This is a genomic window from Pseudomonas sp. PvP009 (assembly GCF_017832995.1).
Classification (GTDB): domain Bacteria; phylum Pseudomonadota; class Gammaproteobacteria; order Pseudomonadales; family Pseudomonadaceae; genus Aquipseudomonas; species Aquipseudomonas syringae.
The window spans coordinates 3,861,206-3,885,715 of the sequence record NZ_JAFIBG010000001.1; the positions used below are offsets into that span (position 1 = coordinate 3,861,206).

At 60.5% G+C, this 24,510-nt stretch carries 20 protein-coding genes and 3 tRNA genes; 3 read left to right on the forward strand and 20 right to left on the reverse strand.

Annotated features, from left to right (window positions below; all coding sequences use genetic code 11):
• Positions 1–67: 67 nt before the first annotated feature.
• Positions 68–2,107 (reverse strand): NADPH-dependent 2,4-dienoyl-CoA reductase, encoded by a 2,040-nt coding sequence (locus JOE29_RS16300; protein WP_024647946.1) that lies wholly within the window; start codon positions 2,105–2,107, stop codon positions 68–70.
• Between the two features lie 209 nt (positions 2,108–2,316).
• On the opposite strand from JOE29_RS16300, the gene JOE29_RS16305 reads away from it, so the two are divergent.
• From JOE29_RS16305 to ilvA, 3 genes are all read left to right on the forward strand, one after another.
• A complete protein-coding gene (locus JOE29_RS16305) occupies positions 2,317–3,450 on the forward strand; it encodes a carbon-nitrogen hydrolase family protein (protein WP_074997036.1) in 1,134 nt (377 codons plus the stop codon).
• Positions 3,451–3,452: 2 nt separating this feature from the next.
• Positions 3,453–4,493 (forward strand): AraC family transcriptional regulator, encoded by a 1,041-nt coding sequence (locus JOE29_RS16310; protein ID WP_210079703.1) that lies wholly within the window; start codon positions 3,453–3,455, stop codon positions 4,491–4,493.
• A 578-nt stretch (positions 4,494–5,071) separates the two neighbouring features.
• Entirely contained in the window at positions 5,072–6,586 is a 1,515-nt protein-coding gene (ilvA, locus tag JOE29_RS16315; RefSeq protein ID WP_058877219.1) for a threonine ammonia-lyase, biosynthetic, read from the forward strand.
• A gap of 165 nt (positions 6,587–6,751) precedes the next feature.
• Here ilvA and JOE29_RS16320 read toward each other — a convergent pair whose 3' ends face one another.
• From JOE29_RS16320 to JOE29_RS16410, 19 genes are all read right to left on the reverse strand, one after another.
• Positions 6,752–7,576: a DUF2242 domain-containing protein gene (locus JOE29_RS16320; RefSeq protein ID WP_210079704.1), complete on the reverse strand. Its 825-nt coding sequence runs from the start codon at positions 7,574–7,576 to the stop codon at positions 6,752–6,754.
• 234 nt (positions 7,577–7,810) lie between these two features.
• Positions 7,811–7,887 (reverse strand) — tRNA-Asp (locus JOE29_RS16325).
• Between the two features lie 115 nt (positions 7,888–8,002).
• Positions 8,003–8,079 (reverse strand) — tRNA-Asp (locus JOE29_RS16330).
• A 79-nt stretch (positions 8,080–8,158) separates the two neighbouring features.
• Positions 8,159–8,234, reverse strand: a tRNA-Val gene (locus JOE29_RS16335).
• A 150-nt stretch (positions 8,235–8,384) separates the two neighbouring features.
• On the reverse strand, positions 8,385–9,149 hold the full coding sequence (locus JOE29_RS16340; protein ID WP_161420634.1) for an SDR family oxidoreductase: 765 nt from the start codon (positions 9,147–9,149) through the stop codon (positions 8,385–8,387).
• Positions 9,150–9,199: 50 nt separating this feature from the next.
• On the reverse strand, positions 9,200–10,411 hold the full coding sequence (locus JOE29_RS16345; RefSeq protein WP_003347794.1) for an O-succinylhomoserine sulfhydrylase: 1,212 nt from the start codon (positions 10,409–10,411) through the stop codon (positions 9,200–9,202).
• A gap of 20 nt (positions 10,412–10,431) precedes the next feature.
• The gene (gene purF, locus JOE29_RS16350) at positions 10,432–11,940 is read right to left on the reverse strand and encodes an amidophosphoribosyltransferase (RefSeq protein WP_003347797.1); all 1,509 of its coding nucleotides are present in this window, start codon (positions 11,938–11,940) and stop codon (positions 10,432–10,434) included.
• 12 nt (positions 11,941–11,952) lie between these two features.
• Positions 11,953–12,540 (reverse strand): CvpA family protein, encoded by a 588-nt coding sequence (locus JOE29_RS16355; protein WP_003318487.1) that lies wholly within the window; start codon positions 12,538–12,540, stop codon positions 11,953–11,955.
• A gap of 118 nt (positions 12,541–12,658) precedes the next feature.
• On the reverse strand, positions 12,659–13,321 hold the full coding sequence (locus JOE29_RS16360; RefSeq protein ID WP_044311718.1) for an SPOR domain-containing protein: 663 nt from the start codon (positions 13,319–13,321) through the stop codon (positions 12,659–12,661).
• Positions 13,305–14,609: a bifunctional tetrahydrofolate synthase/dihydrofolate synthase gene (gene folC / locus JOE29_RS16365; protein ID WP_210079705.1), complete on the reverse strand. Its 1,305-nt coding sequence runs from the start codon at positions 14,607–14,609 to the stop codon at positions 13,305–13,307. The genes JOE29_RS16360 and folC overlap by 17 nt, the downstream gene beginning before the upstream one ends.
• Positions 14,606–15,526 (reverse strand): acetyl-CoA carboxylase, carboxyltransferase subunit beta, encoded by a 921-nt coding sequence (accD, locus tag JOE29_RS16370; RefSeq protein WP_003318491.1) that lies wholly within the window; start codon positions 15,524–15,526, stop codon positions 14,606–14,608. Before accD ends, folC begins: the two co-directional genes overlap by 4 nt.
• A gap of 252 nt (positions 15,527–15,778) precedes the next feature.
• On the reverse strand, positions 15,779–16,399 hold the full coding sequence (locus JOE29_RS16375; protein ID WP_003390839.1) for a phosphoribosylanthranilate isomerase: 621 nt from the start codon (positions 16,397–16,399) through the stop codon (positions 15,779–15,781).
• Between the two features lie 61 nt (positions 16,400–16,460).
• Complete coding sequence (truA, locus tag JOE29_RS16380) at positions 16,461–17,285, reverse strand: tRNA pseudouridine(38-40) synthase TruA (RefSeq protein ID WP_003390841.1); 825 nt, start codon at positions 17,283–17,285, stop codon at positions 16,461–16,463.
• Positions 17,286–17,444: 159 nt separating this feature from the next.
• Positions 17,445–20,279, reverse strand: coding sequence for a FimV/HubP family polar landmark protein (locus tag JOE29_RS16385; RefSeq protein WP_103692868.1), 2,835 nt, complete (start codon positions 20,277–20,279; stop codon positions 17,445–17,447).
• Between the two features lie 109 nt (positions 20,280–20,388).
• On the reverse strand, positions 20,389–21,402 hold the full coding sequence (locus JOE29_RS16390) for an aspartate-semialdehyde dehydrogenase (RefSeq protein ID WP_210079706.1): 1,014 nt from the start codon (positions 21,400–21,402) through the stop codon (positions 20,389–20,391).
• Between the two features lie 85 nt (positions 21,403–21,487).
• Entirely contained in the window at positions 21,488–22,048 is a 561-nt protein-coding gene (locus tag JOE29_RS16395; protein WP_210079707.1) for a DUF1285 domain-containing protein, read from the reverse strand.
• Positions 22,049–22,069: 21 nt separating this feature from the next.
• Positions 22,070–22,672 (reverse strand): DUF4823 domain-containing protein, encoded by a 603-nt coding sequence (locus tag JOE29_RS16400; protein ID WP_003318496.1) that lies wholly within the window; start codon positions 22,670–22,672, stop codon positions 22,070–22,072.
• A 123-nt stretch (positions 22,673–22,795) separates the two neighbouring features.
• Positions 22,796–23,458: a TetR/AcrR family transcriptional regulator gene (locus tag JOE29_RS16405; RefSeq protein ID WP_003347824.1), complete on the reverse strand. Its 663-nt coding sequence runs from the start codon at positions 23,456–23,458 to the stop codon at positions 22,796–22,798.
• A 146-nt stretch (positions 23,459–23,604) separates the two neighbouring features.
• Positions 23,605–24,258: a LysE family transporter gene (locus JOE29_RS16410; RefSeq protein ID WP_198700756.1), complete on the reverse strand. Its 654-nt coding sequence runs from the start codon at positions 24,256–24,258 to the stop codon at positions 23,605–23,607.
• Positions 24,259–24,510 lie beyond the last annotated feature (252 nt).

Sequence of the window (24,510 nt, forward strand, 5' to 3'; positions counted from 1 at the left end):
CAAGCCGTTTCCGGGTCTTCGCCGGTCAGCAGGCTGCGTTGCGAAACCCTTGATCAGGCGTTGTCTGTCACAGGGTGGCGGCCAGACGTGAGCCTTGGTCGATGGCCCGTTTGGCGTCCAGCTCTGCGGCAACATCCGCGCCGCCGATCAGGTGCACGCTTTGCCCGGCATTGAGCAGATCGTCATACAGTTCGCGTAACGGGTCCTGCCCGGCACAGATCACCACGTTATCCACCGCCAGCAGCTTTTCCTCGCCATCTTCGCCAATGCGAATATGCAGCCCTGCGTCGTCGATTTTCAGGTACTGCACAGCATTGAGCATTTGCACCTGTTTGTTCTTGAGCCCCGTGCGGTGAATCCAGCCGGTGGTCTTGCCCAGGCCGTCGCCGACCTTGGAACTCTTGCGCTGCAACAGAAACACCTGGCGTGCCGGCGCGTGGACTTCGGGCTTGACCCCGGCGACACCGCCGCGAGCCTGCAAGGTCGTGTCGATGCCCCACTCTTTCCAGAAAGCCTCACGATCCAGACTGGTGGCCACGCCCTGATGCACAAGAAATTCAGACACATCGAAACCGATGCCACCCGCGCCTATTACTGCCACGCGGCGCCCGACCGGCTTGCGCTGCAATATGACGTCCAGATAGCTCAACACCATGGGGTTATCGATGCCGGGGATGGCCGGTGTGCGCGGCGCGATGCCGGTCGCCAGAATCACCTCGTCAAAGCCTGCGCCCAGCAAATCTGCGGCCTTTACCCGATTGCCAAGACGTAACTGAACACCCGTCTCCTGCACTTTGTTGCGGAAGTAACGCAGGGTTTCGGCGAACTCCTCCTTGCCCGGCACGCGCTTGGCGATATTGAACTGGCCGCCGATTTCGCTGGCCGAATCGAACAGCGTCACCTCATGCCCGCGCTGTGCGGCAACGGTTGCCGCGGCCAGACCAGCAGGACCGGCACCCACTACGGCAATTTTCCTGACCTGCAGGGTGGGCAGGTAATTGAGCTCGGTTTCGTGGCAGGCACGCGGATTGACCAGACAGCTGGTCAGCTTGCCGCCGAAGGTGTGGTCGAGGCAGGCCTGATTGCAGCCGATGCAGGTGTTGATGCGTTCGGCATGGCCCGCAGCAGCCTTGTTGACGAACTCGGGATCGGCCAGAAACGGACGAGCCATCGAGACCATGTCTGCATCACCTTCGCTGAGAATGCGCTCGGCGACTTCCGGGGTGTTGATCCGGTTGGTGGTAATCAGCGGGATGCTCACCGAGCCTCGCAGTTTGGCAGTGACCTTGCTGAACGCGGCGCGCGGCACCTTGGTGGCGATGGTCGGAATGCGCGCTTCATGCCAGCCGATGCCGGTGTTGATCAGCGTCGCACCGGCCTGTTCGACCGCCTTGGCCAGCTCGACGATTTCTTCCCAACTGCTGCCGCCTTCCACAAGGTCGAGCATCGACAGGCGAAAGATGATGATGAACTGCGCACCGACTGCCTCACGCACGCGCCTGACGATCTCGACCGCCAGACGCATGCGGTTTTCATAGCTGCCGCCCCAACGGTCGGTCCGGTGGTTGGTATGCGCGGCCAGGAACTGATTGATGAAGTAGCCTTCCGAGCCCATGATTTCGACACCGTCATAACCGGCGCTGCGGGCCAGTGCCGAACAGTTCACGAAGTCAGCGATCTGCTTTTCGATGCCTTCTTCGTCCAGCTCTCGCGGCATGAACGGGTTGATCGGCGCCTGAATGGCGCTCGGCGCGACCTGCTTGCGGCTGTAGGCGTAGCGACCGGCGTGGAGGATCTGCAGGCAAATCTTGCCACCAGCCTCGTGAACCGCGCGCGTCACGAGGCGATGGCGATCCGCTTCTTCGACGTTGGTGAGCTTTGCCGCGCCGTCATACACACCGCCCTCTTCATTGGGCGCGATGCCGCCGGTGACCATCAGCCCGACACCACCGCGGGCGCGCTCGGCAAAGTAGGTCGCCATGCGCTCGAAACCGCCCGGCCGCTCTTCAAGACCGGTGTGCATCGAGCCCATCAGGGTGCGGTTGCGCAAGGTCGTGAAGCCCAGGTCCAGCGGGGCCAGCAGGTGCGGATAATGAGCAGCAGTCATGGCAAAGCTCCATCGAGTCAATCACGCAATAGCAAGGACCTCTGCGGGTCCTCTGGTTCATTGGTCACCAGTAAAGACGCATCCCGCCACACACTCAATGACCGAAAGTGACAAGTTATTGATCCAAACGCGCAGTGGCACTTGGCAAGCGCCCGACGCCGCCCTACCCTAGTCGACAACTTCCCGATGGCCGTCATTCGATCCTTTTTATGCGCAAACTCTTCGCCATCTGCCTGGTTCTGCTCAGCGTTGCCAGCCTCGTCAGCTACGCAATCTGGACCGATCAACGTCCGGCGGGTCACTACCTGTCCGATCTGCGCATTCGTCTGGCCATCAATGAAGGCCAGCCCGGTGAACGCGGCAACCTGCTGGGGATCGAGCCCGAACTGTTTCCGACTGATTACCAGAACATCGAGCGACTGCACCGCAAGCTCGCCGCTTATCTGCAACAGGCCCGTGACAAGGGGCTGATCAACCCACGCACGGTGGTGGTACTGCCGGAGCATATCGGCACCTGGCTGTTCGCCAGTGGCGAGAAGGATCAGCTCTATCAGGCTGGCACGCTGGATGAAGCCATGGAGTGGCTGTCGTGGAGCAATCCGCTGCAATTCATCAAAGCGGTGCTGGGGGCCGAAGGCCGGGACCGTCTGGATGACGCCCACCTGCGGATCAAGGCCCGATCAATGGCGCGGGACTATCAGACACTGTTTGGCGGTCTGGCCAGAGAGTTCGGCGTCACACTGGTGGCCGGTTCAATTGTGCTGCCCGATCCCAGTGTTGAAGGCGGTCAGCTGAAAGTCGGTAGCGGCGCCCTGTATAACAGCAGTCTGACATTTGGCAGCGATGGCCTGCCACTGGGTCAGCCGCAACGTCAGTTGTACCCCGAGCGCTATCAGAAGCGTTATGTGCGCACGGCAAGCGAGGCGCCGTTGAATGTGATCGACACCCCGGCCGGGCGTCTGGGTGTGCTGATTGGCAGCGACAGTTGGTACCCGGAGAATTACGCACGCCTGAACCAGAAAGGTGCGCAACTGATCGCGGTGCCGGCCTTTGTGATCGGCAAGGCCGCCTGGTCCGAAGCGTGGCGCAAGCCCCGGCATTCAGACATCGACGTGCCGACTGACACGCCTAGCGAGGGCGAAGCCTGGCATCACCTGACGTTGACCGGACGTGCTCCGCAAAGCACTGCGCAGGCAGGGATCAGTGTGTTCATGCGCGGGCAGTTCTGGAATCAGGGTGTGGCCGGACAAAGTTTTGCCAGCCACGCAGGACAAACGATCGCAGAGCCGCAGCAGGAAAATGCTGCCGCTGGCGGTGCGCGCCTGATCAACCTCTGGCTTTGACGATGCCGACCCTGACGCTGCGCCTCGGTGATCTGTCGGTGGGTTTCATCCAGAGCCTGACCGATGCAGTCAACAGCTTCGACAGGAACCCTGAAGCGCTGCTGGAGCAGTACGGTCTTGACCCGATTCGCCTGAGCCAGGCGAGAGCGCGGCTGTCGATCCCGCGCTACATGCGCTTGGGGCATGCTGCCATCCAGCTGACCGGCCAGCCAGGGCTGGGGTTGCGCATGGGCCAGCTCAGTCGTTTCGCGCAGGCAGGTCTGGCCGGTATCACCGCGGCCCAGGCACCCAACGTGCGCGAGGCGGCACGTACCCTGATCCGCTTCGAACCCTTGTATGGCTCCAATTATCGCGGTCAGTCGAGCTTCCACGAGGACGCGGACGGTGCCTGGATGCGCTTCTATTCAATCAGCCCCTATAACGCTTACAACAGGTTTGTGGTGGACTCGATTTTAGCTGGCTGGCTGGCTCAGCTTTCGACGCTGGCAGGAACAGAACTGCGCGCACAGCGCGTCGAGATCGAATTCGAGGCGCCTGACTATGCCGCGCAATACGCCGTATTGAGTGATAACCCGGTGGTGTTTGGCGCGTCGACCAATCAACTGCGTCTGGACCAGACCAGCCTGGCATTGCGCAACCCGGACCATTGCCCAAGTACCTGGCGGCACCTGTTGCAGTTATGCGAAGGTGAACTGGAGCAACAGACCCGCACCCGCAGCCTGCGTGAACGCATCATTCAATTGCTGGGGCCGCTATTGAACGGCGGAAGTGAACCGGATCTGGAGGAAGTGGCGGCAAGGCTCAAACTGCCGACCTGGACGCTGCGTCGCAAGCTGGCCGAAGAAGGCACCTGCTTTCGCGCAGTGCTCAATGACACGCGGCGCGACCTGGCGATGACTTATATTCGCGACACTGAACTGGCGTTCGGGGAGATCGCCTACCTGCTGGGGTTCGCTTCTGCCGAAGCCTTTCAACGCGCCTTCAAACGCTGGAACGGGCAGACTCCGGGAGAGTTTCGCCGCAGCCAGCGTCAAAGCGCTTGAAGCCGTTCACAGCTCGGTAGCATCGTCGGCAGGCTCTACCGGGTCCAGTTCCGATGCACGGTATTCAAGTAGTTCTTCCTGGTATTCGTCCATTTCTTCGCCCTCTTGGCTGAGTGAGTGGGGTGATAATCAAAGCTGAAATAACTGACCGCAAGATCAACATTAAAGTGCCAATGTGAAATAAAAATGTTGATTCCTGTCAAACAGACGAAAAAGTCCGTGGCCGATTCAGCAGCCCTCTCACCTCTGTAGCGGACGGGCGCTATTGACTTGCATGCCAGTGTCGACCTAACCTCCTGCTCATGAACCTCATCAAGCACAACCTCGGCCAGATTATTATTACCGTCATTCCAGTCATGGCGGGTTAGCCGACGTTTGCAAAAAACCCGCCCTGGAGGCGGGTTTCTTCTGTCTCCCGGGCAACAATTGCCGAATCAGGAGTCAGACATGATCGCCATCCCTCGCTCTATCGCCCTTCTCGCCGCTCTGGACCTGATTATCGATCTGCCGCGCGCGTTCGCCGAGTACCCAGGCACGACGTATGAAGAGGCGATGCGATGAGTCAGGACCCGCACGCTCTGCTCAACTATTACGCGCGCAAAATCCTCACCTCGCGCGTTTACGACGTTGCCATCGAAACGCCGCTGCAAGGCGCTCGCCAGCTGTCCGAACGGCTGGGCAATCAGGTGCTGCTCAAGCGCGAAGATCTGCAGCCGGTGTTTTCGTTCAAGATTCGTGGCGCGTACAACAAGCTCGCGCAATTGCCCGCAGAGCAGACCGCACGGGGCGTGGTGACGGCCTCGGCGGGCAATCATGCCCAGGGCCTGGCGCTGGCGGCGCGTGAGCTGGGGATCAAGGCGACCATCGTCATGCCGCGCACCACGCCGGAGATCAAGGTCGAGGGTGTGCGCTCCCGAGGAGCAACAGTGGTGCTGCACGGCGATTCCTTCCCGGAAGCGCTGGCCTACTCGCTGAAACTGGTCGACGAACAGGGCTTCGTCTACATCCATCCGTATGACGACCCCGACACCATCGCCGGGCAAGGCACCGTGGCGATGGAGATTCTTCGTCAGCAACCGGGCCAGCTGGATGCGATCTTCGTCCCGGTCGGGGGCGGCGGTCTGATTGCCGGTATCGCGGCCTATGTGAAATACCTGCGCCCGGAGATCAAGATCATTGGCGTCGAGCCGGACGACTCCAACTGCCTGCAGGCGGCGATGGCCGCCGGGGAGCGCGTGGTGCTGAGCCAGGTCGGGCTGTTTGCCGATGGCGTGGCGGTCGCGCAGATCGGCCATCACACCTTCGAAGTGTGCCGGCATTATGTCGATGAAGTGATCACCGTCAGCACCGACGAAATCTGCGCGGCGATCAAGGACATCTACGACGACACCCGTTCGATCACCGAGCCGTCCGGCGCGCTGGGCGTGGCCGGGATCAAGAAGTATGTCGAGCAGCGCGGTGTCAGCGGCCAGACGCTGGTGGCGATTGATTCAGGGGCCAACGTCAACTTCGACCGTTTGCGCCACGTGGCCGAACGTGCAGAGCTGGGCGAAGGTCGCGAGGCGATCATTGCCGTGACCATCCCCGAGCAACCGGGCAGCTTCAAGGCATTCTGCGAGGCCATCGGCAAGCGGCAGATCACCGAGTTCAACTACCGCTACCACACCGACCGCGAGGCGCACATCTTCGTCGGCGTGCAGACTCATCCGGAGAATGACCCACGCAGTGCCCTGATCGCCAGCCTGACCGGGCAAGGCTTCCCGGTGCTGGACCTGACCGACAACGAACTGGCCAAACTGCACATTCGCCACATGGTTGGCGGGCATGCCGAGCGGGTCAATGATGAAGTGGTGCTGCGCTTCGAGTTCCCGGAACGACCGGGCGCGCTGTTCAACTTCCTCAACCGCCTGGGCGGTCGCTGGACCATCTCGATGTTCCACTACCGCAACCACGGAGCAGCCGATGGCAGGGTGGTTGCCGGGCTGGTGGTGCCGGAGGATGAGCGGCATCTGGTCGGCGCTGCGCTGGATGAGATCGGTTACCGGTATTGGGACGAAAGCGAGAACCCGGCGTACCGGTTGTTTCTGGGCTGAGGCCGTGGATATCTCTCGTTCCTCACGCTCTGCGTCGCAAGAGGACGCAGAGCGTCCAGACCGGCATGCCCACGCGGAGCATGGGCACGATGGTGATCTGACTGACGACTATCGTTCCTCACGCTCCAGCGCGGGAACGCAGTTACCGACGCTCCGCGCCACTCCTTACTGCGCCGGGGCGGGCTCGACTGGCGTGGGAGCGGTGCTTTCTGCAGGTTCTGCGGCCGGTGTTTCGACCGTTTCTGCCTTGAATGAAGCAGGTTCGGACGGCGCAGGCACAGGTTCGCTTGCAGCAGGCGTGACCGGTTCGGCAGCATGCTCGGCCTTAGGCGCGTTTTCTGACGACGCAGGCGCCAGCTTCGCAGGCTCGGCAGCCTTGGCGGGAGCAGCCGGGGCTGCGGGAGCCGTGTCAGGCACACCGAGGTCGGCCTTGGGCTTCTCGACAATATGCGCAGCCTTTTTCACTTCGGGCGGCAGGAAGTTTTCCACCAGACCGAAAAAGCGCTCGTAGAACTTCGCTGACGAGACAGTCTCGCTGGCGACCTTGACCATCGAGTCGTCAGTCGAGCCTATCGGCATCGACACGGAGCCCAGCACGCCTACGCCGAGGCTGGCCGAGTTGTTGGTCTTCTTCAGCGCGTAACGGTCCTGCAGGGCGTTGGCAAACATGGTGGAATTGCCATCTTTAGCATCGGCGGCACACACCAGATTGAAGCTGATTTCGATATGCGTATCGCCGGTCTGCTGGAAGCTCTTGCGACCGGCAATCATCTTCGGGTCGCTGCTGGTGATGATATAGCCCTGACTCAGCAAGGCACGTCGCCCTGCCTCGCAGTAGGCCATGTCGGTCGCAGGGTAGCTTCGGGAGAAGGTCCCGGCGTCGTCGAAGTGTTCATGGTCATACACCGCCTGCTTGGGCGATGAACACCCGGCTGCCATCAGCACGGCAGAGATCCAGAAGGTGGTACGAACATTCAGTAGCTTAAACATCGAAAATCCTGAGGAAGGAAAAGACTGCCAGCAAGACTGCGAACTGGGAAATGGCGGTAAGTCTGCAACAAGGCCGACGCTGGATCAACGTACAGTTCAAAAGGATTTGGATACAGCCCTTGCTCAAGCGAACCCAATCTACTCGCAGGCACACAAAACGCAGACAACAAAAAAGCGACCCTAGGGCCGCTTTCTTGTTTGCTTCAAGGAGTTCAAGGGCCTTGAAGCCGTGTATGGCGCAGCGGACGGGACTCGAACCCGCGACCCCCGGCGTGACAGGCCGGTATTCTAACCGACTGAACTACCGCTGCGTATCGCTGTAAACCTGTTTGAAACAAACTTTCGGTAGTTTGCTTCCTGTACACGTGACTGAAAGACCCTTGGGCTTTTCAATCGCAGACCCGGAGAACCCGATCTGTACAAATATGGCGCAGCGGACGGGACTCGAACCCGCGACCCCCGGCGTGACAGGCCGGTATTCTAACCGACTGAACTACCGCTGCGCATTGTGGACTTGCGTCCGTATAAGCTTTGTAAAATCACTTTTGAAAGCCCTCGTACTTCAGCTTTCAAACTCAACGATGGTGGGTGATGACGGGATCGAACCGCCGACCCGCTGCTTGTAAGGCAGCTGCTCTCCCAGCTGAGCTAATCACCCTTTGCTTCGTTGAGGCCGCGAAATTTACGCACCTAACGAACCTAAGTCAATAGCCTGATTGAAGTTTTTTTAAAAACCGCCTCAATCACAAAACCCTCACCACACACCAAAAGCACAAGCAATAGCTCAATTGAAGCTCGCCCGCACAAACTACTCGGCGTACACCATCTTGCGTGTCATGCCACCGTCGACCACGAACTCCTGCCCGGTGACGAAACCGGCGTTTCTGGACAACAGCCAGGCAACCATCGCCGCAACGTCCTCCACCGTCCCTACCCTGCCCGCCGGGTGCTGGGCATGATCGGTCTCGGACAACGGCTCGGCTCTGCGCAACGAGGGGTCGCGAGCGTCGATCCAGCCAGGGCTGACAGCGTTGACACGAATCTCCGGCCCCAGGCTGATCGCCAGCGCGTGCGTCAGCGCCATCAGGCCGCCTTTGCTGGCTGCATAAGCCTCGGTGTCGGCCTCAGACTGACGGGCGCGTGTGGAGGTTAGGTTGACGATGCTGCCGCAATGCGCACGCAGATAAGGCGCGCAATGCTTGGCCAGCAGCATCGGACCGCCGAGGTTGACTGCCAGCACACGGTTCCAGTGCGACAGCTCAAGGCTTTCCAGCGTAGTGTTGTGCGGATCGGCGACCGCGGCGTTGCACACCAGCGCATCAAGACGACCGAACTGCCGAAGCACCTCGGCGACGCCCGCTGCGACTTGTTCTTCACTGGCAACGTCCATGGCAATGAACAGGGCATTTTCACCCAGCGCACTGGCCACTTTCGAGCCACGCGCACGGTCCAGATCGGTCAATACCACTTGCCAGCCTTCGGCAATCAGCCACGCTGCGATGCCGAGCCCGATACCCCGAGCGGCACCGGTCACCAGGGCGACACGACCATTGTGGACGCTGGCAAATTTCAACGCCCACTCCTCGCCCGGCTTGCCACTGGCCGGATTGCTGGCATCGCTACTCACAACGCCGCCAGACCACGGGCCAGGTCAGCCTGCAGATCAGCCACGTCTTCCAGCCCAACCGCAACCCGAATCAGGCTGTCGCGAATACCTGCGGCTTCACGCTCCTGAGGTGCCAGGCGACCGTGAGAGGTGGTGCTCGGGTGAGTAATCGTGGTTTTGCTGTCGCCCAGGTTGGCAGTGATCGAAATCAGTCGCGTGGCATCGATGAAGCGCCATGCGCCGTCCTTGCCACCCTTGACCTCGAAGCTCACTACAGCGCCAAAACCCTTTTGCTGACGCTGGGCCAACTCGTGCTGCGGGTGACTTTTCAGTCCGGCGTAATGGACTTTTTCGATGCCGTCCTGCTGCTCGAGCCACTCGGCCAGTGCCTGAGCATTGGCACAGTGAGCGCGCATCCGCAGGCTCAGGGTTTCGAGGCCCTTGAGGAAGATCCACGCGTTGAACGGGCTGAGTGTCGGCCCGGCAGTACGCAGGAAGCCGACCACTTCTTTCATCTGCTCGCTGCGCCCGGCAACCACGCCGCCCATGCAACGGCCCTGGCCGTCGATGAACTTGGTGGCCGAATGCACAACGATGTCAGCGCCCAGCAACAGCGGCTGCTGCAAGGCCGGCGTACAGAAACAGTTGTCGACGATCAGCATCGCGCCCTTGGCGTGGGCGATCTCGGCCAGCGCCGCGATGTCGACCAGCTCAGCCAGGGGATTGGACGGCGATTCGACGAAGAGCATTTTGGTGTTGGGCTTGATAGCCGCGTCCCAGCCGCTCAGATCGGCGAGAGGAACGTAATCCACCTCGACACCAAAGCGCTTGAAGTACTTGTCGAACAGGCTGATGGTCGAGCCGAAAACGCTGCGCGACACCAGCACATGATCACCGGCGCTGCACAGGCTCATCACCACTGCCAGGGTTGCCGCCATGCCGGTCGCCGTAGCGACGGCCTGCTCGGCACCTTCCAGTGCGGCAATGCGCTCTTCGAACGAACGCACCGTCGGGTTGGTGTAACGCGAGTAGACGTTGCCCGGCACTTCACCGGAGAAACGCGCAGCCGCGTCGGCGGCTGTGCGAAATACGTAACTGGAGGTAAAGAACATGGGTTCGCCATGCTCTCCTTCCGGTGTGCGGTGATGCCCGGCACGTACGGCTAGGGTATCGAAACCTACGCCTTCAAGGTCGCTGTCCAGCCGACCTGCATCCCATTCCTGAGTCATGCCGCCCACTCCTTGCCCAATTAGTTGTTGTACAGATCGATGATCGCGCTCACTGCCTGAGTCTTGATCTTGGAGGCGTCATTACGCGCGCTCTCGATCCGGTTCAAATAATGCTCGTCGATGTCGCCGGTCACGTACTTGCCGTCGAAAACCGAGCAATCGAAGTTGTCGATCTTGATTTTCTTGCTGCCGCTGACCGCTTCGATCAGGTCATTCAGATCCTGATAGACCAGCCAGTCGGCACCGATGAGGTCGGCCACGTCCTGAGTGGTGCGGTTGTGGGCAATCAGTTCGTGAGCACTCGGCATGTCGATGCCGTAGACGTTGGGGTAGCGCACAGCCGGGGCTGCAGAACAGAAGTAGACATTCTTGGCACCGGCTTCGCGGGCCATCTGGATGATCTGCTTGCAGGTCGTGCCACGTACGATGGAGTCATCCACCAGCATCACGTTCTTGCCGCGGAACTCCAGCTCGATGGCGTTGAGCTTCTGGCGTACGGATTTCTTGCGCGCAGCCTGGCCCGGCATGATGAAGGTCCGGCCGATGTAACGGTTCTTGACGAAGCCTTCGCGGAACTTGACGCCCAGATGGTTGGCCAGCTCCAGCGCCGCAGTACGGCTGGTGTCCGGAATCGGGATGACCACGTCGATATCGTGATCAGGGCGCTCGCGCAGGATCTTGTCGGCCAGCTTCTCACCCATGCGCAGGCGCGCCTTGTAGACCGAGATGCCGTCGATGATCGAGTCCGGGCGCGCCAGATAGACGTGTTCGAAGATGCATGGTGCGTATTTGGGGTTGGCCGCGCACTGACGGGTATGCAGCTTGCCGTCTTCAGTGATGTAGACCGCTTCGCCCGGCGCCAGGTCGCGAATCAGGGTAAAGCCCAGCACGTCCAGCGATACGCTTTCCGAGGCGATCATGTACTCGACGCCTTCGTCGGTGTGACGCTGGCCGAACACGATAGGACGAATGGCGTCCGGGTCACGGAAGCCGACGATACCGTAGCCAGTGATCATGGCCACGACCGCGTAACCACCACGGCAGCGATTGTGCACGTCGGTCACTGCCGCGAAGATATCCTCTTCGGTCGGCTGCAACTTGCCACGCACGGCCAGCTCATGGGCGAACACGTTGAGCAGCACTTCCGAATCGGAATTGGTGTTCACATGGCGCAGGTCGGATTCGTAAATTTCCTTGGCCAACTGCTCGACGTTGGTGAGGTTGCCGTTGTGCGCCAGCGTGATGCCGTAAGGCGAGTTGACGTAGAACGGCTGAGCCTCGGCCGACGTCGAGCTGCCCGCGGTGGGGTAACGCACATGACCGATGCCCATATGCCCGACCAGACGCTGCATATGACGTTGATGAAACACATCGCGCACCAATCCGTTGTCCTTGCGCAGGAATAACCGGCCATCGTGGCTGGTTACGATACCGGCAGCGTCCTGGCCGCGGTGCTGGAGGACGGTAAGCGCGTCATACAGCGCCTGATTGACGTTCGACTTGCCGACGATACCGACGATGCCACACATGCGACACAACCCCTACTTAGTGGAACTGGATTTACCGAGCACATCCTGCGGCATTGTAGACGGCAGGATCTGCTCCTTGAACGGCATGTCAGCGGGTACGCTGATGCCGCTGGCGAGCCACTTGCTGGACATCCCGAGAATCAGGTTTTTCGACCAGTCAGCGACCATGAGAAATTGCGGCACCAGCCTGGACTGCTGCCACCATTGATCCTGTTGCACCGGCCCCAGGCTCAACAGCCCTACCGCCACAACGACAAGCAGGCCTCCGCGCGCTGCGCCGAAGACCATGCCGAGAAAACGATCGGTCCCGGAAAGCCCGGTGACGCGAATCAGCTCGCCTATCAGAAAATTGACCATGGCGCCTACCAGCAGGGTGGCGACAAAAAGAATGGTACAGCTCGCGATCACGCGGGCCGAAGGTGTTTCTATGTAGTTGACCAGATACTGCGACAGCCCTGCGCCAAACATCCAGGCCACAACACCTGCAATGATCCACGTCGTCAACGACAGTGCTTCTTTTACGAAGCCGCGCTTCAGACTGATCAGGGCGGAGATGGCGACAATTCCGAGAATTGCCCAGTCAACCGGAGTAAATGGCACGTTGCAGCCTGCAGACGGATAAGGCGGCGCATTTTAGCAGAGCGCCCGCCTGCCGGTAAGCAGCGATTACCGGCGCGAGGCATTTTCCTTTGTGCCAGGGGCACCAGGTGCCGAACGGTCAGCCGCGCTCGGGCTGAAAGCGCACCACAATACCCTTGAGCTTTTGCTGTTTGTCGAGCTGATCGCGCAGGCGATCGGCCTCGGCGCGCTCGATGAGCGGGCCGACAAACACCCGGTTCACGCCATCAGCGGTGCGAATGTAGGCGTTGTAGCCCTGGGTGCGCAGCGTCTTTTGCAGATTGTCGGCATTGGCACGATTGGACATGCTCGCCAATTGCACCGACCAACTGATCGACAGGCCGTTGGCGTCGACGCCAGCAGGTGCCGCAGGTTTGGCAGGCGCCGGTGTCGCTGCTGGTGCAGCAGCTGTCGCTGGCGCCGGAGCAGGTGCCGGCTTGGCAGCAGGTTTGGAGGCCGGAGCGGCAGGTGCGGTCTGAGCGGTCGGCGCAGGCGCTATCGGCATGGCAGGCGGCTGGTTGCTGCTCATATCATCATCACCTGGCACAGGCTCCTGAGGCAGAACCTGAGGCTCCGGAACAGGTACCGGATCGACCCGCACCTGCGCAGTTGCAGGCGCCTGAGGCGCGGCTGGGGCCTCGACCTGCACCTGACGTGTTTCATCTTCACGCGTGAAAAGCATGGGCAGGAAAATGACCGCCACGGCGATCAGCACCAGTGCTCCAACCATTCGCTGCTTGAATACGTTATCCAGCAAAGCCATTTGCAGCGTCCTCATCGGTGTACCGGGCCAACCATTCAAGGGCCTCGGCAACACAGTAAAATGAACCGAACAGCAGAATCTCGTCATCGGGCGTGGCATGCGCGCACTGAGCTTCCAGCGCCAACGCGATACTCTGATAGGACGTCACGCGGGCCCCAAGGTTCTGCAAGGCCGCCTGCAACTCTTCTGCCGGCCGGCTGCGCGAGGTCGGAAGCGGCGCAACGGCCCACTCTTCAATGACCGGCGCCAGGTGCGCGACCACACCGTCGAGATCCTTGTCACTGAGCAGACCAAACACTGCAAGACGCTTGCCGCCAAGTGGCTGCCGCGCCAGGCGTTGCCCCAGAAACCGGGCGGCGTGGGGGTTATGGCCTACATCCAGAAGCAGATTGAGCGACTTGCCGTGCCACTTGACGAACCTGCGATCGAGACGACCGGCGAGCCGGGTCTCGGCAAGCACCTTGCCTGTCGCATCCGGTTGCAATATATACCCCAGCAGGGCGAAGGCCTGAAGCGCCAGCGCTGCATTCTGCATGGGCAGGTCGAGCAGCGGCAGACCGCGCAGCTCGATCTGTTCGCCGTGAGCGATACCGCGCCAGTCCCAGCTGTCGTCACCTATGGAAAGATCGAAATCCCGGCCACGCAACAACAACGGACAGCCCAGCTCGCGAGCTTTGGCCAGCAGCGGCTCAGGGGGCGCCGGGTCACCGCACAGCGCAGTACAACCGGCGCGAAAGATCCCGGCTTTCTCGAAAGCGACCGACTCACGGGTATCGCCCAGGTACTCGGCATGATCGACCCCGATACTGGTGACCAGCGCCAGGTCCGCATCCACGAGATTGACTGCGTCCAGACGACCGCCCAGACCGACTTCCAGCACCACCGCATCAAGCCTGGCCTGCTCGAACAGCCAGAACGCCGCCAGCGTGCCCATTTCGAAATAAGTCAGGGTGACGTCGCCGCGTGCCGCTTCGACCGCAGCGAAGGCATCGCACAGTTCCAGATCGGTTGCCTCGACGCCCTGCACTTTCACCCGCTCGTTATAGCGAAGCAGATGCGGGGAGCTGTAGACACCGACCTTCAAGCCCTGAGCCTGCAACAAGGCGGCAACAAAGGCGCAGGTCGAGCCCTTGCCGTTGGTGCCCGTCACCGTGATCACCTGGCGCGCCGGGCGTGTAAGCCCCATTTGCAGCGCCACCTGTCGAGACCGGTCCAGGCCCATGTCGATGGCCGACGGATGCAGTTGCTCCAGGTAGGCGAGCCAGTCGCTCAGGGACGTAGGGGTCATATCGTCGCAGGTGCCGGCGGGACGACGATTGGCTCGATAACGGGTGCGACAAAGCGAGGGGTTGGCAGGTTCATCATCTGTGCCAGCAGGTTACCCAGGCGCGGACGAAGTTCGCTGCGCGAGACGATCATGTCGATAGCGCCGTGATCCAGCAGGAATTCGCTGCGCTGGAAGCCTTCAGGCAGCTTCTCACGAACGGTTTGCTCGATGACCCGCGGACCAGCGAAACCGATCAGTGCTTTTGGCTCGGCGACGATGACGTCGCCCAGCATCGCCAGGCTGGCGGAAACGCCACCGTAGACCGGGTCGGTCAGCACCGAAATGAACGGCAGTCCTTCTTCGCGAAGGCGCGCCAGAACAGCCGAGGTCTTGGCCATCTGCATCAGTGAGATCAGCGCTTCCTGCATGCGCGCACCGCCGGAAGCGGCGAAGCAGACGAACGGGCAGCGATTTTCCAGCGCGTAGTTGGCGGCACGTACGAAACGCTCGCCGACAATGGCCCCCATCGAACCACCCATGAACGAGAATTCGAATGCCGAAGCCACCACCGGCATGCCCAGCAAGGTGCCGCTCATGGAAATCAGCGCGTCCTTCTCACCGGTCTGCTTCTGCGCAGCGGTCAGACGATCCTTGTACTTCTTGCCGTCGCGGAATTTCAGACGGTCGACCGGCTCAAGGTCGGCACCCAGTTCTTCGCGCCCTTCGACGTCCAGAAAAATGTTCAGGCGTGCACGTGCACCGATACGCATGTGATGGTTGCACTTGGGGCAGACGTCCAGGGTCTTTTCCAGCTCAGGGCGATACAGCACCGCCTCACAGGACGGGCATTTGTGCCAGAGGCCTTCGGGAACCGAGCTCTTCTTGACCTCGGAACGCATGATCGATGGGATCAGTTTGTCTACCAACCAGTTGCTCATGCTTTATATCTCCAGTACCGGTGTGGCTCGAACGACTGACAAATCAAACACCAGTCGCATGCCCTCAGATAAATTCGTATATGGACGACGATGAAAGGATAGCGATCGACTCACGGCCGGACCTGCACACCCCTCACCCCGATTTTTCACAACGACGGCGTTGCACAGTGGCCCCACCGCTTACTTGATTCGACCCGCGTGCCTCTTGGCGCGGACAGGCTTATGGACGGCGGCCGATCAATAGCCGTCACATCAGGTGCCGTGCACCGCACTCATGAACGCCAGGATCTTCTCCCGATCCTTGATACCCTTGCTCTTTTCAACGCCGCCGCTGACATCCACGGCATAGGGCCGGACCTGAGCGATGGCCTGCGCCACGTTGGCCGACGTCAGCCCGCCCGCCAGAATGACCGGCTTGTCCAGGTCGTCCGGAATCAAGGCCCAATCGAAGGTTTCTCCGGTACCGCCCGGCACACCTTCGACGTAGGTATCGAGCAGCACGCCGCGTGCATTGCGATAGGTCCGGCAGACCCCGGCAATGTCATCACCGGCCTTGACCCTCAGCGCCTTGATGTAAGGACGATGATACCCGTCGCATTCCTCGGGTGTTTCATCGCCATGAAACTGCAGCATGTCCAGCGCGACCGCATCCAGCGTCTCGTTGAGCTCGCAGCGACTGGCGTTGACGAACAGGCCCACCGTGGTGATGAACGGCGGCAGCGCGGCAATAATGGCACGCGCCTGCAATACCGTCACCGCGCGCGGGCTTTTCGGGTAGAACACCAGGCCAATAGCGTCGGCACCTGCCTCGGCGGCAGCCAGTGCATCTTCTATGCGGGTAATCCCGCAGATCTTGCTGCGAACGGCTGACATGTCGTGAGTAACCTCCGGTTTTTCGGAAAGTCCCGGATGTTAGCAAATGCTGCCAGGATCGTCAGCCGTCCAATTCCGCAAAGCCCGTAAGAAAATGAGGACCGATATAACGCTCTGGCAACGGGAATTCATCACGGTACTCGACGCCGACCAGGTAAAGCCCATAAGGATGGGCCGTGACACCGCCGGTGCGCCGAATCCGGCTTTCCAGCACCTCGCGCGCCCACTCCACAGGACGCTCCCCGGTACCGATGGTCATCAGCACACCGGCGATATTGCGCACCATATGATGAAGAAAGGCATTGGCGCGCACATCGATCACGATCATCTTGCCGTGACGGGTCACGCGCAGATGGTGCAACTGCTTGACCGGCGACTTGGCTTGACACTGACCGGCGCGAAACGCGCTGAAATCGTGAGTACCCACCAGATATTCGGCAGCCTGTGCCATGCGCTCGACATCCAGCGGGCGGTGGTTCCAGGTAATTTCCTGGTTCAGGTGCGCCGGGCGGATCTGATCGTTGTAGATCACATAACGATAACGCCGGGCAATGGCTTTGAAGCGTGCATGGAAGGTGGCCGGCATGACTCTGGCCCAAGTGACGCTGACATCATGGGGCAGATTGATATTGGCGCCCATGACCCAGGCCTTCAGGGTGCGCTCGGCCTGGGTGTCGAAATGCACCACCTGACCGCAGGCATGCACCCCCGCGTCCGTGCGACCGGCACACATCAGTGAAACCGGTGACGCGGCCACTTTTGACAACGCGTCTTCAAGGGTCTCCTGCACGGTCAGCACGCCGGACGCCTGACGTTGCCAGCCGCAATAGCGCGAGCCCTTGTATTCAACGCCCAGCGCGATTCGGGAAAAGCCCTCGGCCGCCATCTCGGCGGCCGGGTTATCTATATTCGCCAAAGTGGTACAGCCTGTCGGTTCGCGAAAAGTCGGCCATTATACGGCCGCAAAAAAAACGCGCTACTCAAGCCGGACATCTGAAATGCAAACGGCCGCATAAGCGGCCGTGTGCAGGTTGCCGGGGTTGAATCAAGCCAGCCGCGAAAGCATCTCCCGCGCTTCGCTTTTCTGACCGTCATCGCCCTCGGTGACGACCTCATCAAGAATATCCCGAGCGCCGTCCGCATCGCCCATGTCGATGTAGGCACGCGCCAGATCAAGCTTGGTCGCCGCCTCGTCAGTACCGGACATGAAGTCGAAGTCCGGCTCGTCATCCAGCGCTGCCGCGTCCTCCGCGGTGAATCTCGGCTCATCGAGCGGCGGATGCTCGAGATTTTGCGAAAGACGCTCAAGCTCGGCATTGACGTCATCGATTTCAGTCGCGAACGCCTGACTTGCCTGATCGGTTTCAATCTCGTCCGCCAGCGACAGGTCGAAATCCTCTGGAAGCTCCAGATCATCACTGACCGGCGGTACAGCCGAGGTTTCACCCAAATCCAGCGGATCCTCGCCAAGCCCAAGCAGGAAGTCATCTTCGCTCTTGAGGGCCGGGTCTTCCTCGGACAAGTCCAGATCGAAGTCGGCGAGGTCCTGCGGCGTTGTCGCTGCACGGGCCTCTTCCTGCTGCTGCATGACCGACTCGAAGCTCAGCTCTTCGTCATCCGCTACCGCCGAAACCTTGGGTTCGTCGAGCATCAGGTCATCGAGATCGTTCACAGTAGAGACTTCAGGCACAGACGGTTCTTCGAACTCGTCCAGGCTCAAGTCAAAATCGTTATCGAACGGGTCTGCCTCTTCAACAGGCTCTGCGGCCAGCGGCGCGGTTACTTCCGGCTCAGGTTCAGGTGTAGCAACAATTTCGGGCTCAGGCTTAGGCTCTGGCTCGGCCTCCTGCTCTGCCGAATCATCGGCCAGCAGCTCTTCAAGATATTTGGCATCGAGCTCTGCAACCAGTGCGGCTGTTGTAGCCGCCGCGGCGGCTGCAGCTACCGCTGGGGCAGCCGATGCAGTGGAGGTTTCAGAAGCCAGCGGCGCAGCAACAGGTGCCACCGGCTTCAGGGTCGAGTTAAGTTCTTCCCGCTGCTCGACCTCAGCTTCAAGCTTTCCCGCTGCCACCAGTTTACGTTCGTGGGCGGCATAGGCTTTGTTATTGCCCTGCTCGGCGTAGATTTCCATCAGTTTCAGACGGATATCGTCGCGTTTAGGGTCTTCGTTGACGGCTTCTTCCAGCAATTCAATCGCCTGATTCATACGGCCGTAAGCGATATGGATCTCGGCCTGAACCAGCGGATCGGCAGGACGTTCACGACCGGCAGCAGCTGCTGCTGCGCCGCCCATGCGCACGTTGGGCGGCGGCACATCAAGCCCGTCGAAGCTGGCAGGCGGTGCATTCATGTCCATGTCCGAGACGAAATCCGACTCCTCGGCCAGCGCACGCGCCATGCGCTTGTGCTTCTCGGCCTCGGCCTTCGCCGCGCGACGACGCGCCAGGAACAACAGCAGCAAGGCCAGAATCAGCAATACCGCACCGCCGATCAGACCAAGCAACACAGGGTTGTTGATGATTTTCTGCAGCGCGTCCTCGTCTTCGTCTGCTGCAGCAACCGGCTCTACCGCCAGCGGCTGCTCTGGCACCGGCGTTGCAACTTCGGCAGCTCCGGCAGGCAGCGCATCTTCAGGCGCGATCTCGCCGGCCGGTTTGACCGGGGCACCGTTGGCGTCGACCAGCGAGGCAGGCACCGCCGCGTTGGCAGGCGTCGCCGCTTCCGGGGTGGCGGCAGGAGGAGGCACAGCTGCGCCAGCGGCCTGCATCTTGGCCAGTTGACCGTTTTTCAGCTCGACCAGACGCTGCAACTTGTCGAGCTGGCTTTGCAGGTCGTTCATGCGGCTTTTCAGCTCGGCATTGTCGCGACGCGTAGTGTCCAGGGCTTCCTGAGCCACGGCCAGCTTGTTGCCGACATCGCTGTCGCCCGCCGCACCTTTAGCCGCAGGCTTGCCACTTGCCGACACCAGACTGAGGTTATCGGAGGTATCGACTTTGGAGGGCGCCGCGCCCGCACGGTCACGACGGGTAGCATCGACCTGACGTGTACCGGCCGGCAGACGGCGACCTTCACGCCAGGCGCTGTATTGCCGGGAAACTTCTGCCACTGCCTGTGATTGCGGCAGCGCGGTGGTCTGTTGCGGCGTTGGAAGGCGCAGCACCTGCCCTTTCTTCAGGCGGTTGATGTTGCCACCAATGAACGCATCCGGATTCAACGCCTGAATCGCCAGCATGGTTTGCTGGACAGTCCCGCCAGTGCGCACCTTCGCAGCGATTTCCCACAGGGTGTCGTTATTGGCGGTGACGTACTGCGACTGCTTGTCCGCGGCTGGCGGCGGCACTGCGGCTGGGTTGGCAGACGGTGCCGGTGCCTCGGCTGCCGGCGCTTCAGCCGACGGGGCTACCGTTGCCAGTTGCGCAGGCGCTGCGGGCGCTGCAGCGGGTGCCGGGGCAGCAGCCGCAGCGGCTGCCTCGGGAGAGAATTTCGGCGGATCGAGCAGAAGGCTGTATTCACGCAGCAACCGGCCATTGGGCCAGAGCACCTGAACCAGGAACTTCACATAAGGCTCGCGCACCGGCTTGCTGGATGTAATGCGCAGGACACTTTTACCGCTGGCATTGATAACCGGGGTAAAGGTGAGATCGTTGAGAAATGCCTGACGGGTCACGCCCGCCTGCGCGAAGTCGGCCGTGGTGGCCAGGCTGGGCACAACTTGCGTTGCGTTGAGTCCCTGAGCCTCGGTCAACTCGATTTCCGCTACCAATGGCTGATTCAGGGTCGACTTGACCGACAATTCCCCGAGCCCCAGCGCCTGCGCCATACCCGATGACAGCGCTGATGCCGCAGCGATTGCTAATACCAGTTTACGAACCTGAACCATAGCCCATCCCTTGTTTAAAGATTCCCCGAGATCCGGGGAGGTAGTCCTGCATTTGGGTGTAAGGCGTATCGCCGCTAAAACAATTATTCAAATTGTTGCCAAGTATCTTTTACACATAGTCTTTTATCAACAATTCGCCAACCTGCACAGCGTTGAGCGCCGCGCCTTTGCGCACATTATCCGAGGTAAGCCACAGATTGAGCTGCTCGGAATCGTCGGTTCCCGCCCTGACGCGTCCCACATAAACCACGTCCTGACCCACCGCATCGCCCACCGGTGTAGGGTAATCACCCGCATCGACCAGCTCGATCCCCTCTGCAGACTCGAGTGCAGCATTGACCGCCGCCACGTCGACCACCCCGGCCGTGCGCAGCGCGACAGTGAAGCTGTCACCAAAGAACACCGGTACCTGAATGCAAGTCGCAGACACTTTGAGCGATGGCAGCGCAAGCAGTTCGCGCAATTCTTCGACCAGACGCCTTTCCAGCGGCAGGTGCCCCGACGCGTCTGGTGTACCCACTTGCGCCAGCAGGTTGAACGCCATCTGGCGATCAAAAAAACGTGCTTCCAGCGGGCGGACATTCAACAGTTCGGTGGTCTGACGTGCCAGCTCGCTGACGCCTTCACGCCCCAGTGCCGATACCGCCAGACACGCCGTTACCATCACCGACTGAATATCGATCAGGCCGCGCAACGGCGCCAGAGCCAGGGCAACTGCAGTGGCCGAAGCACTGGGGCTGGCGACCAGACAAGGCGCGATACCACGGCTGTGCAAAAGCGTAGCATTTATTTCCGGCACCACATTCGGCGCTTGGGCTGAGGTAAATGCGCCCGAGAGGTCGATGACCGTGCACCCCGCCGCTACCGCCTTTTCGGCGTGACTGCGACTGACCGCAGGCCCCGCAGCGAAAAACGCCATGCGCACCGTGCTGAAATCGAATTCTTCGACTTCGCGTACGCGCACATTCTTGCCTCGAAACGGCACCGAGTGGCCTGCAGATTCGATGCTGGCCAGCAGGTACAGATTGCCCACCGGAAAATTGCGCTCCTCCAGAACCTGCACAACGGTTTCGCCGACAGTACCGGTTGCGCCGACTACGGCGATATCAAAGGACTGGCTCATGCAAAAACCTCAGGAAAATCAGGGAGCGGCACTTTAACCGCCGCATTGCCGACAGGCAATTCAAGCCGGCAATCAGGTGTGTATTTCAAGGCTCGAGCCCTATCGGGAAAAACACGCCATGGCTCCAGACGCCCAGCCAGCGCTGTCCGTCTATATCGCGGGAGATGGCCAGCTCGACCAACTGATAGAAAACATTGCGGTGAATCAGCGCCTCAAGATTGGTTCGCACGTGAATGTACGGCGCCGGTTCCTGGGTGTCAGGGTCGGTTACAACCCGCAAAAGGTGTTCCGGTCCCGCTTCGCTTTGATCCTCGACATTGGTCAGAAAGCGCAATACCTGGCCCTCGCCCTCCCCCAGCACCTCGAGGCTGACAGCGACAAAAGGCGCGTCATCAACTGTGATGCCGACCTTCTCGACGGGCGTGACCAGGAAATAGTCATCGCCATCGCGGCGCATGATGGTAGAGAACAGCCGGACCATCGGTTTGCGGCCGATCGGCGTGCCCAGGTAATACCAGGTACCGTCGCGAGCGATACGCATGTCGATATCGCCGCAGAAGTCCGGATTCCACAAATGAACAGGCGGTAGCCCTTTGGTTTTGGGGATCTGCGCGAACAGATCACCCGCCTTGTTTGAATCGGTCACTCAACTCTCCTGACACGGCTTCTAGCGTTCGACACCCAATAAGGTACGAGCGTAGTCCTCAAGAGGCGGACCCAGCAAATCCTCGGGGCTTTTGTCGTAAAGCGTCAGCAATCCGCCACGGCTGCGAATGCGTGCGCTGTCGATGAGGTAGCGGGTGCCGGTCTCGATCAGCATCAGCTGAATGACGCCGCTGTCGACGCCCAGACGATCCACCGCTTCCTGATCGGCCCATTGATCGCCATTGCCGATGCGGTCGTCAGCCTTGGCGAAACGCGCATAGAGCAAATAATGTGCGCCCGCAGCACGCGCCTCGACCATGGCTTCATCCAGCCCCAATGGGCCTCGGGCACGACGGACCATCGGGAAGTACTCGATAAAGCCCTTGAAAGCTTCTTCAGCCACCACGTTGGGCCGCGGATAGGCGTTGCCTGGCGGCACAAAGGCGCCCTGAGCGATGTAAATGAACGAGTCAGGCTGCACGCGCCAGTTGGCAGTACGCCGGGTTTCGCTATGGTCGAGCAGACCTGCGTCGCTGAATTGCTCGCGAACACCCTCGCCCATGTCACTGACTTTCATGCAGCCACTCAACGCCAGAAGCGCGAGCAGCATAACCAGGCTACGCATTATCCCCTCCCAAATACCGGTGACGGAAAACCGGCGAATGGTCGTCGGATGCAGCTTCCGCGCCATCTCTGGCGCAGCCGGCGCCAAAGCCTTGAAGCTGATGCTCAAGGCCAGGCCCGCGCGTTATTCGGCGGCAGGATCTGGCGTGGGTTCGGCGTTGACTTCGCCGTCGCGCTTGCGCTTGTTGCCCATGCGTACGCCGATGTCCATGAGGAAGTGGAAGAAGCCCTCCTGGTCTTCCAGCACGTTGCTCCAGAATGGCGAGTGATACAGCGCAACGGCGCCATGCACCAGCGCCCAGGCAGCGCAGTAATGGTAGTAAGGCGGGACATCTTCGAGCTTGCCTTCGCTGATGCGGCCTTTGATCAGCAGCGTCAGGTGTTCGAAGTTCGAAGCGCGAATCTTGTGCAGTTCTTCGACCAGTTCAGGCACCTGGTTGCCCTTGACCACCTTCTCTTCCAGGCGGTCGAACAGGCGATAGCGCTGCGGGTCACGCATACGGAATTCGAAGTAGGCGCGCGAGAGCGATTCCTTGTCCTTGTCGACATCGGCCGAATGCAGCAGCTCGTTCAGATCCCGCTCGTAGTCGAGCATCAGGCGCAGGTAGATTTCCGCCTTGGACTTGAAGTGCTTGTAGATGGTGCCTTTGCCAATGCCGACGGCGTCCGCGATCATCTCGACAGTGACGCTGTCTTCGCCTTGCTCGAGAAACAGCTTTAGCGCGGTGTCGAGAATTTCCTGCTCACGGCGGCGAAATTCACGGACCTTACGAGGTTCTTTCTGCATAGAGAGGTCTGTCAGGATCGAAATCGAAGCCGGGTATTATGCCCAATCGGCGCTAAATTGCACGGTTCATCCATACTTGTCGACCTGCATGAACGATTCGCACCGGTCAGCCCGGGCGCCCGATACCGTTCCAGTGCGGTGGCAACCTAGTGCGCTGGCAACGCTGGAGAGGCAACGACAAACTCCAGATAACCCGTGATCACCACATACAACGTGAAGTAGGCAAAGATCAGCGCCGAGGCAATGTACGACCAGCGCAACATTCGTTCGCCCATGAAACGCCCACCCTGATGAGCCAGCGCACACAGCGAGATCGACCAGACCACGCCCGCAGCGACAAACCCGGCGAGAAAGATCGAAGCGCTGACAAGATCAGAGCCTTGCCGGGCAATCAGCGCTCCGCCGACTGCGGCAAACCAGAGGATGGCGCTGGGTGAGGACATCGCCAGAAAGATCCCGCGCAGGAACAGCGCCAGGCTGGATTTTTCCGATTCAACCGCCTGACTGTCGAGACCGTTGCTGACGGTGGTAGCGCTCATGATCATTCTGAAGCAGAACCAGGCCAGCACCGCCGTGCCGCCAATCCAGAGCACGTAGCGCACGGCTTCATATTGCAGCAGCACGGCCATGCCGAGCATCGCCAGGATTGCGTAGGCCAGATCACCGACGCAGGTTCCCAGCCCGAGCCACAGCCCTCTGGAAAAACCGCGCTGCATGGACAGCGTGATCATGGCGATGTTTGCCAGACCAATGTCCAGGCACAAGGACAGACTCAGCAGAAAACCGTTGGAAAACTCCACCCCACCACTCCACTACTGCAGCGCACCCGCATTTCGCCCGATACAAAGTGTTCATCGAGCACTCAAGGAGCGCTTTAGTATTCCAAAACTGTTTAAAAAACGATCAAAAGACACTGGACGCTGCGCCGTCCTGAACAATACTTAAGCTGCTGCCGCGTCATCATTCCCCAAATGACTCGGCAGTAGAGGCGCCAAAGGACTAGCGCGCCTTTGTTTTACTCCTAATGGTCTTAACCCGGCTTCACCCCCCAG

Coding starts and splice junctions, on each gene's coding strand:
- JOE29_RS16300 (WP_024647946.1), bottom strand. CDS start 2,107: ATGACTGCTGCTCATTATCCGCACCTGCTGGCCCCGCTGGACCTGGGC.
- JOE29_RS16305 (WP_074997036.1), top strand. CDS start 2,317: ATGCGCAAACTCTTCGCCATCTGCCTGGTTCTGCTCAGCGTTGCCAGC.
- JOE29_RS16310 (WP_210079703.1), top strand. CDS start 3,453: ATGCCGACCCTGACGCTGCGCCTCGGTGATCTGTCGGTGGGTTTCATC.
- JOE29_RS16320 (WP_210079704.1), bottom strand. CDS start 7,576: ATGTTTAAGCTACTGAATGTTCGTACCACCTTCTGGATCTCTGCCGTG.
- JOE29_RS16345 (WP_003347794.1), bottom strand. CDS start 10,411: ATGACTCAGGAATGGGATGCAGGTCGGCTGGACAGCGACCTTGAAGGC.
- purF (WP_003347797.1), bottom strand. CDS start 11,940: ATGTGTGGCATCGTCGGTATCGTCGGCAAGTCGAACGTCAATCAGGCG.
- JOE29_RS16360 (WP_044311718.1), bottom strand. CDS start 13,321: ATGGCTTTGCTGGATAACGTATTCAAGCAGCGAATGGTTGGAGCACTG.
- folC (WP_210079705.1), bottom strand. CDS start 14,609: ATGACCCCTACGTCCCTGAGCGACTGGCTCGCCTACCTGGAGCAACTG.
- accD (WP_003318491.1), bottom strand. CDS start 15,526: ATGAGCAACTGGTTGGTAGACAAACTGATCCCATCGATCATGCGTTCC.
- JOE29_RS16375 (WP_003390839.1), bottom strand. CDS start 16,399: ATGTCAGCCGTTCGCAGCAAGATCTGCGGGATTACCCGCATAGAAGAT.
- truA (WP_003390841.1), bottom strand. CDS start 17,285: ATGGCGGCCGAGGGCTTTTCCCGAATCGCGCTGGGCGTTGAATACAAG.
- JOE29_RS16385 (WP_103692868.1), bottom strand. CDS start 20,279: ATGGTTCAGGTTCGTAAACTGGTATTAGCAATCGCTGCGGCATCAGCG.
- JOE29_RS16390 (WP_210079706.1), bottom strand. CDS start 21,402: ATGAGCCAGTCCTTTGATATCGCCGTAGTCGGCGCAACCGGTACTGTC.
- JOE29_RS16400 (WP_003318496.1), bottom strand. CDS start 22,672: ATGCGTAGCCTGGTTATGCTGCTCGCGCTTCTGGCGTTGAGTGGCTGC.
- JOE29_RS16405 (WP_003347824.1), bottom strand. CDS start 23,458: ATGCAGAAAGAACCTCGTAAGGTCCGTGAATTTCGCCGCCGTGAGCAG.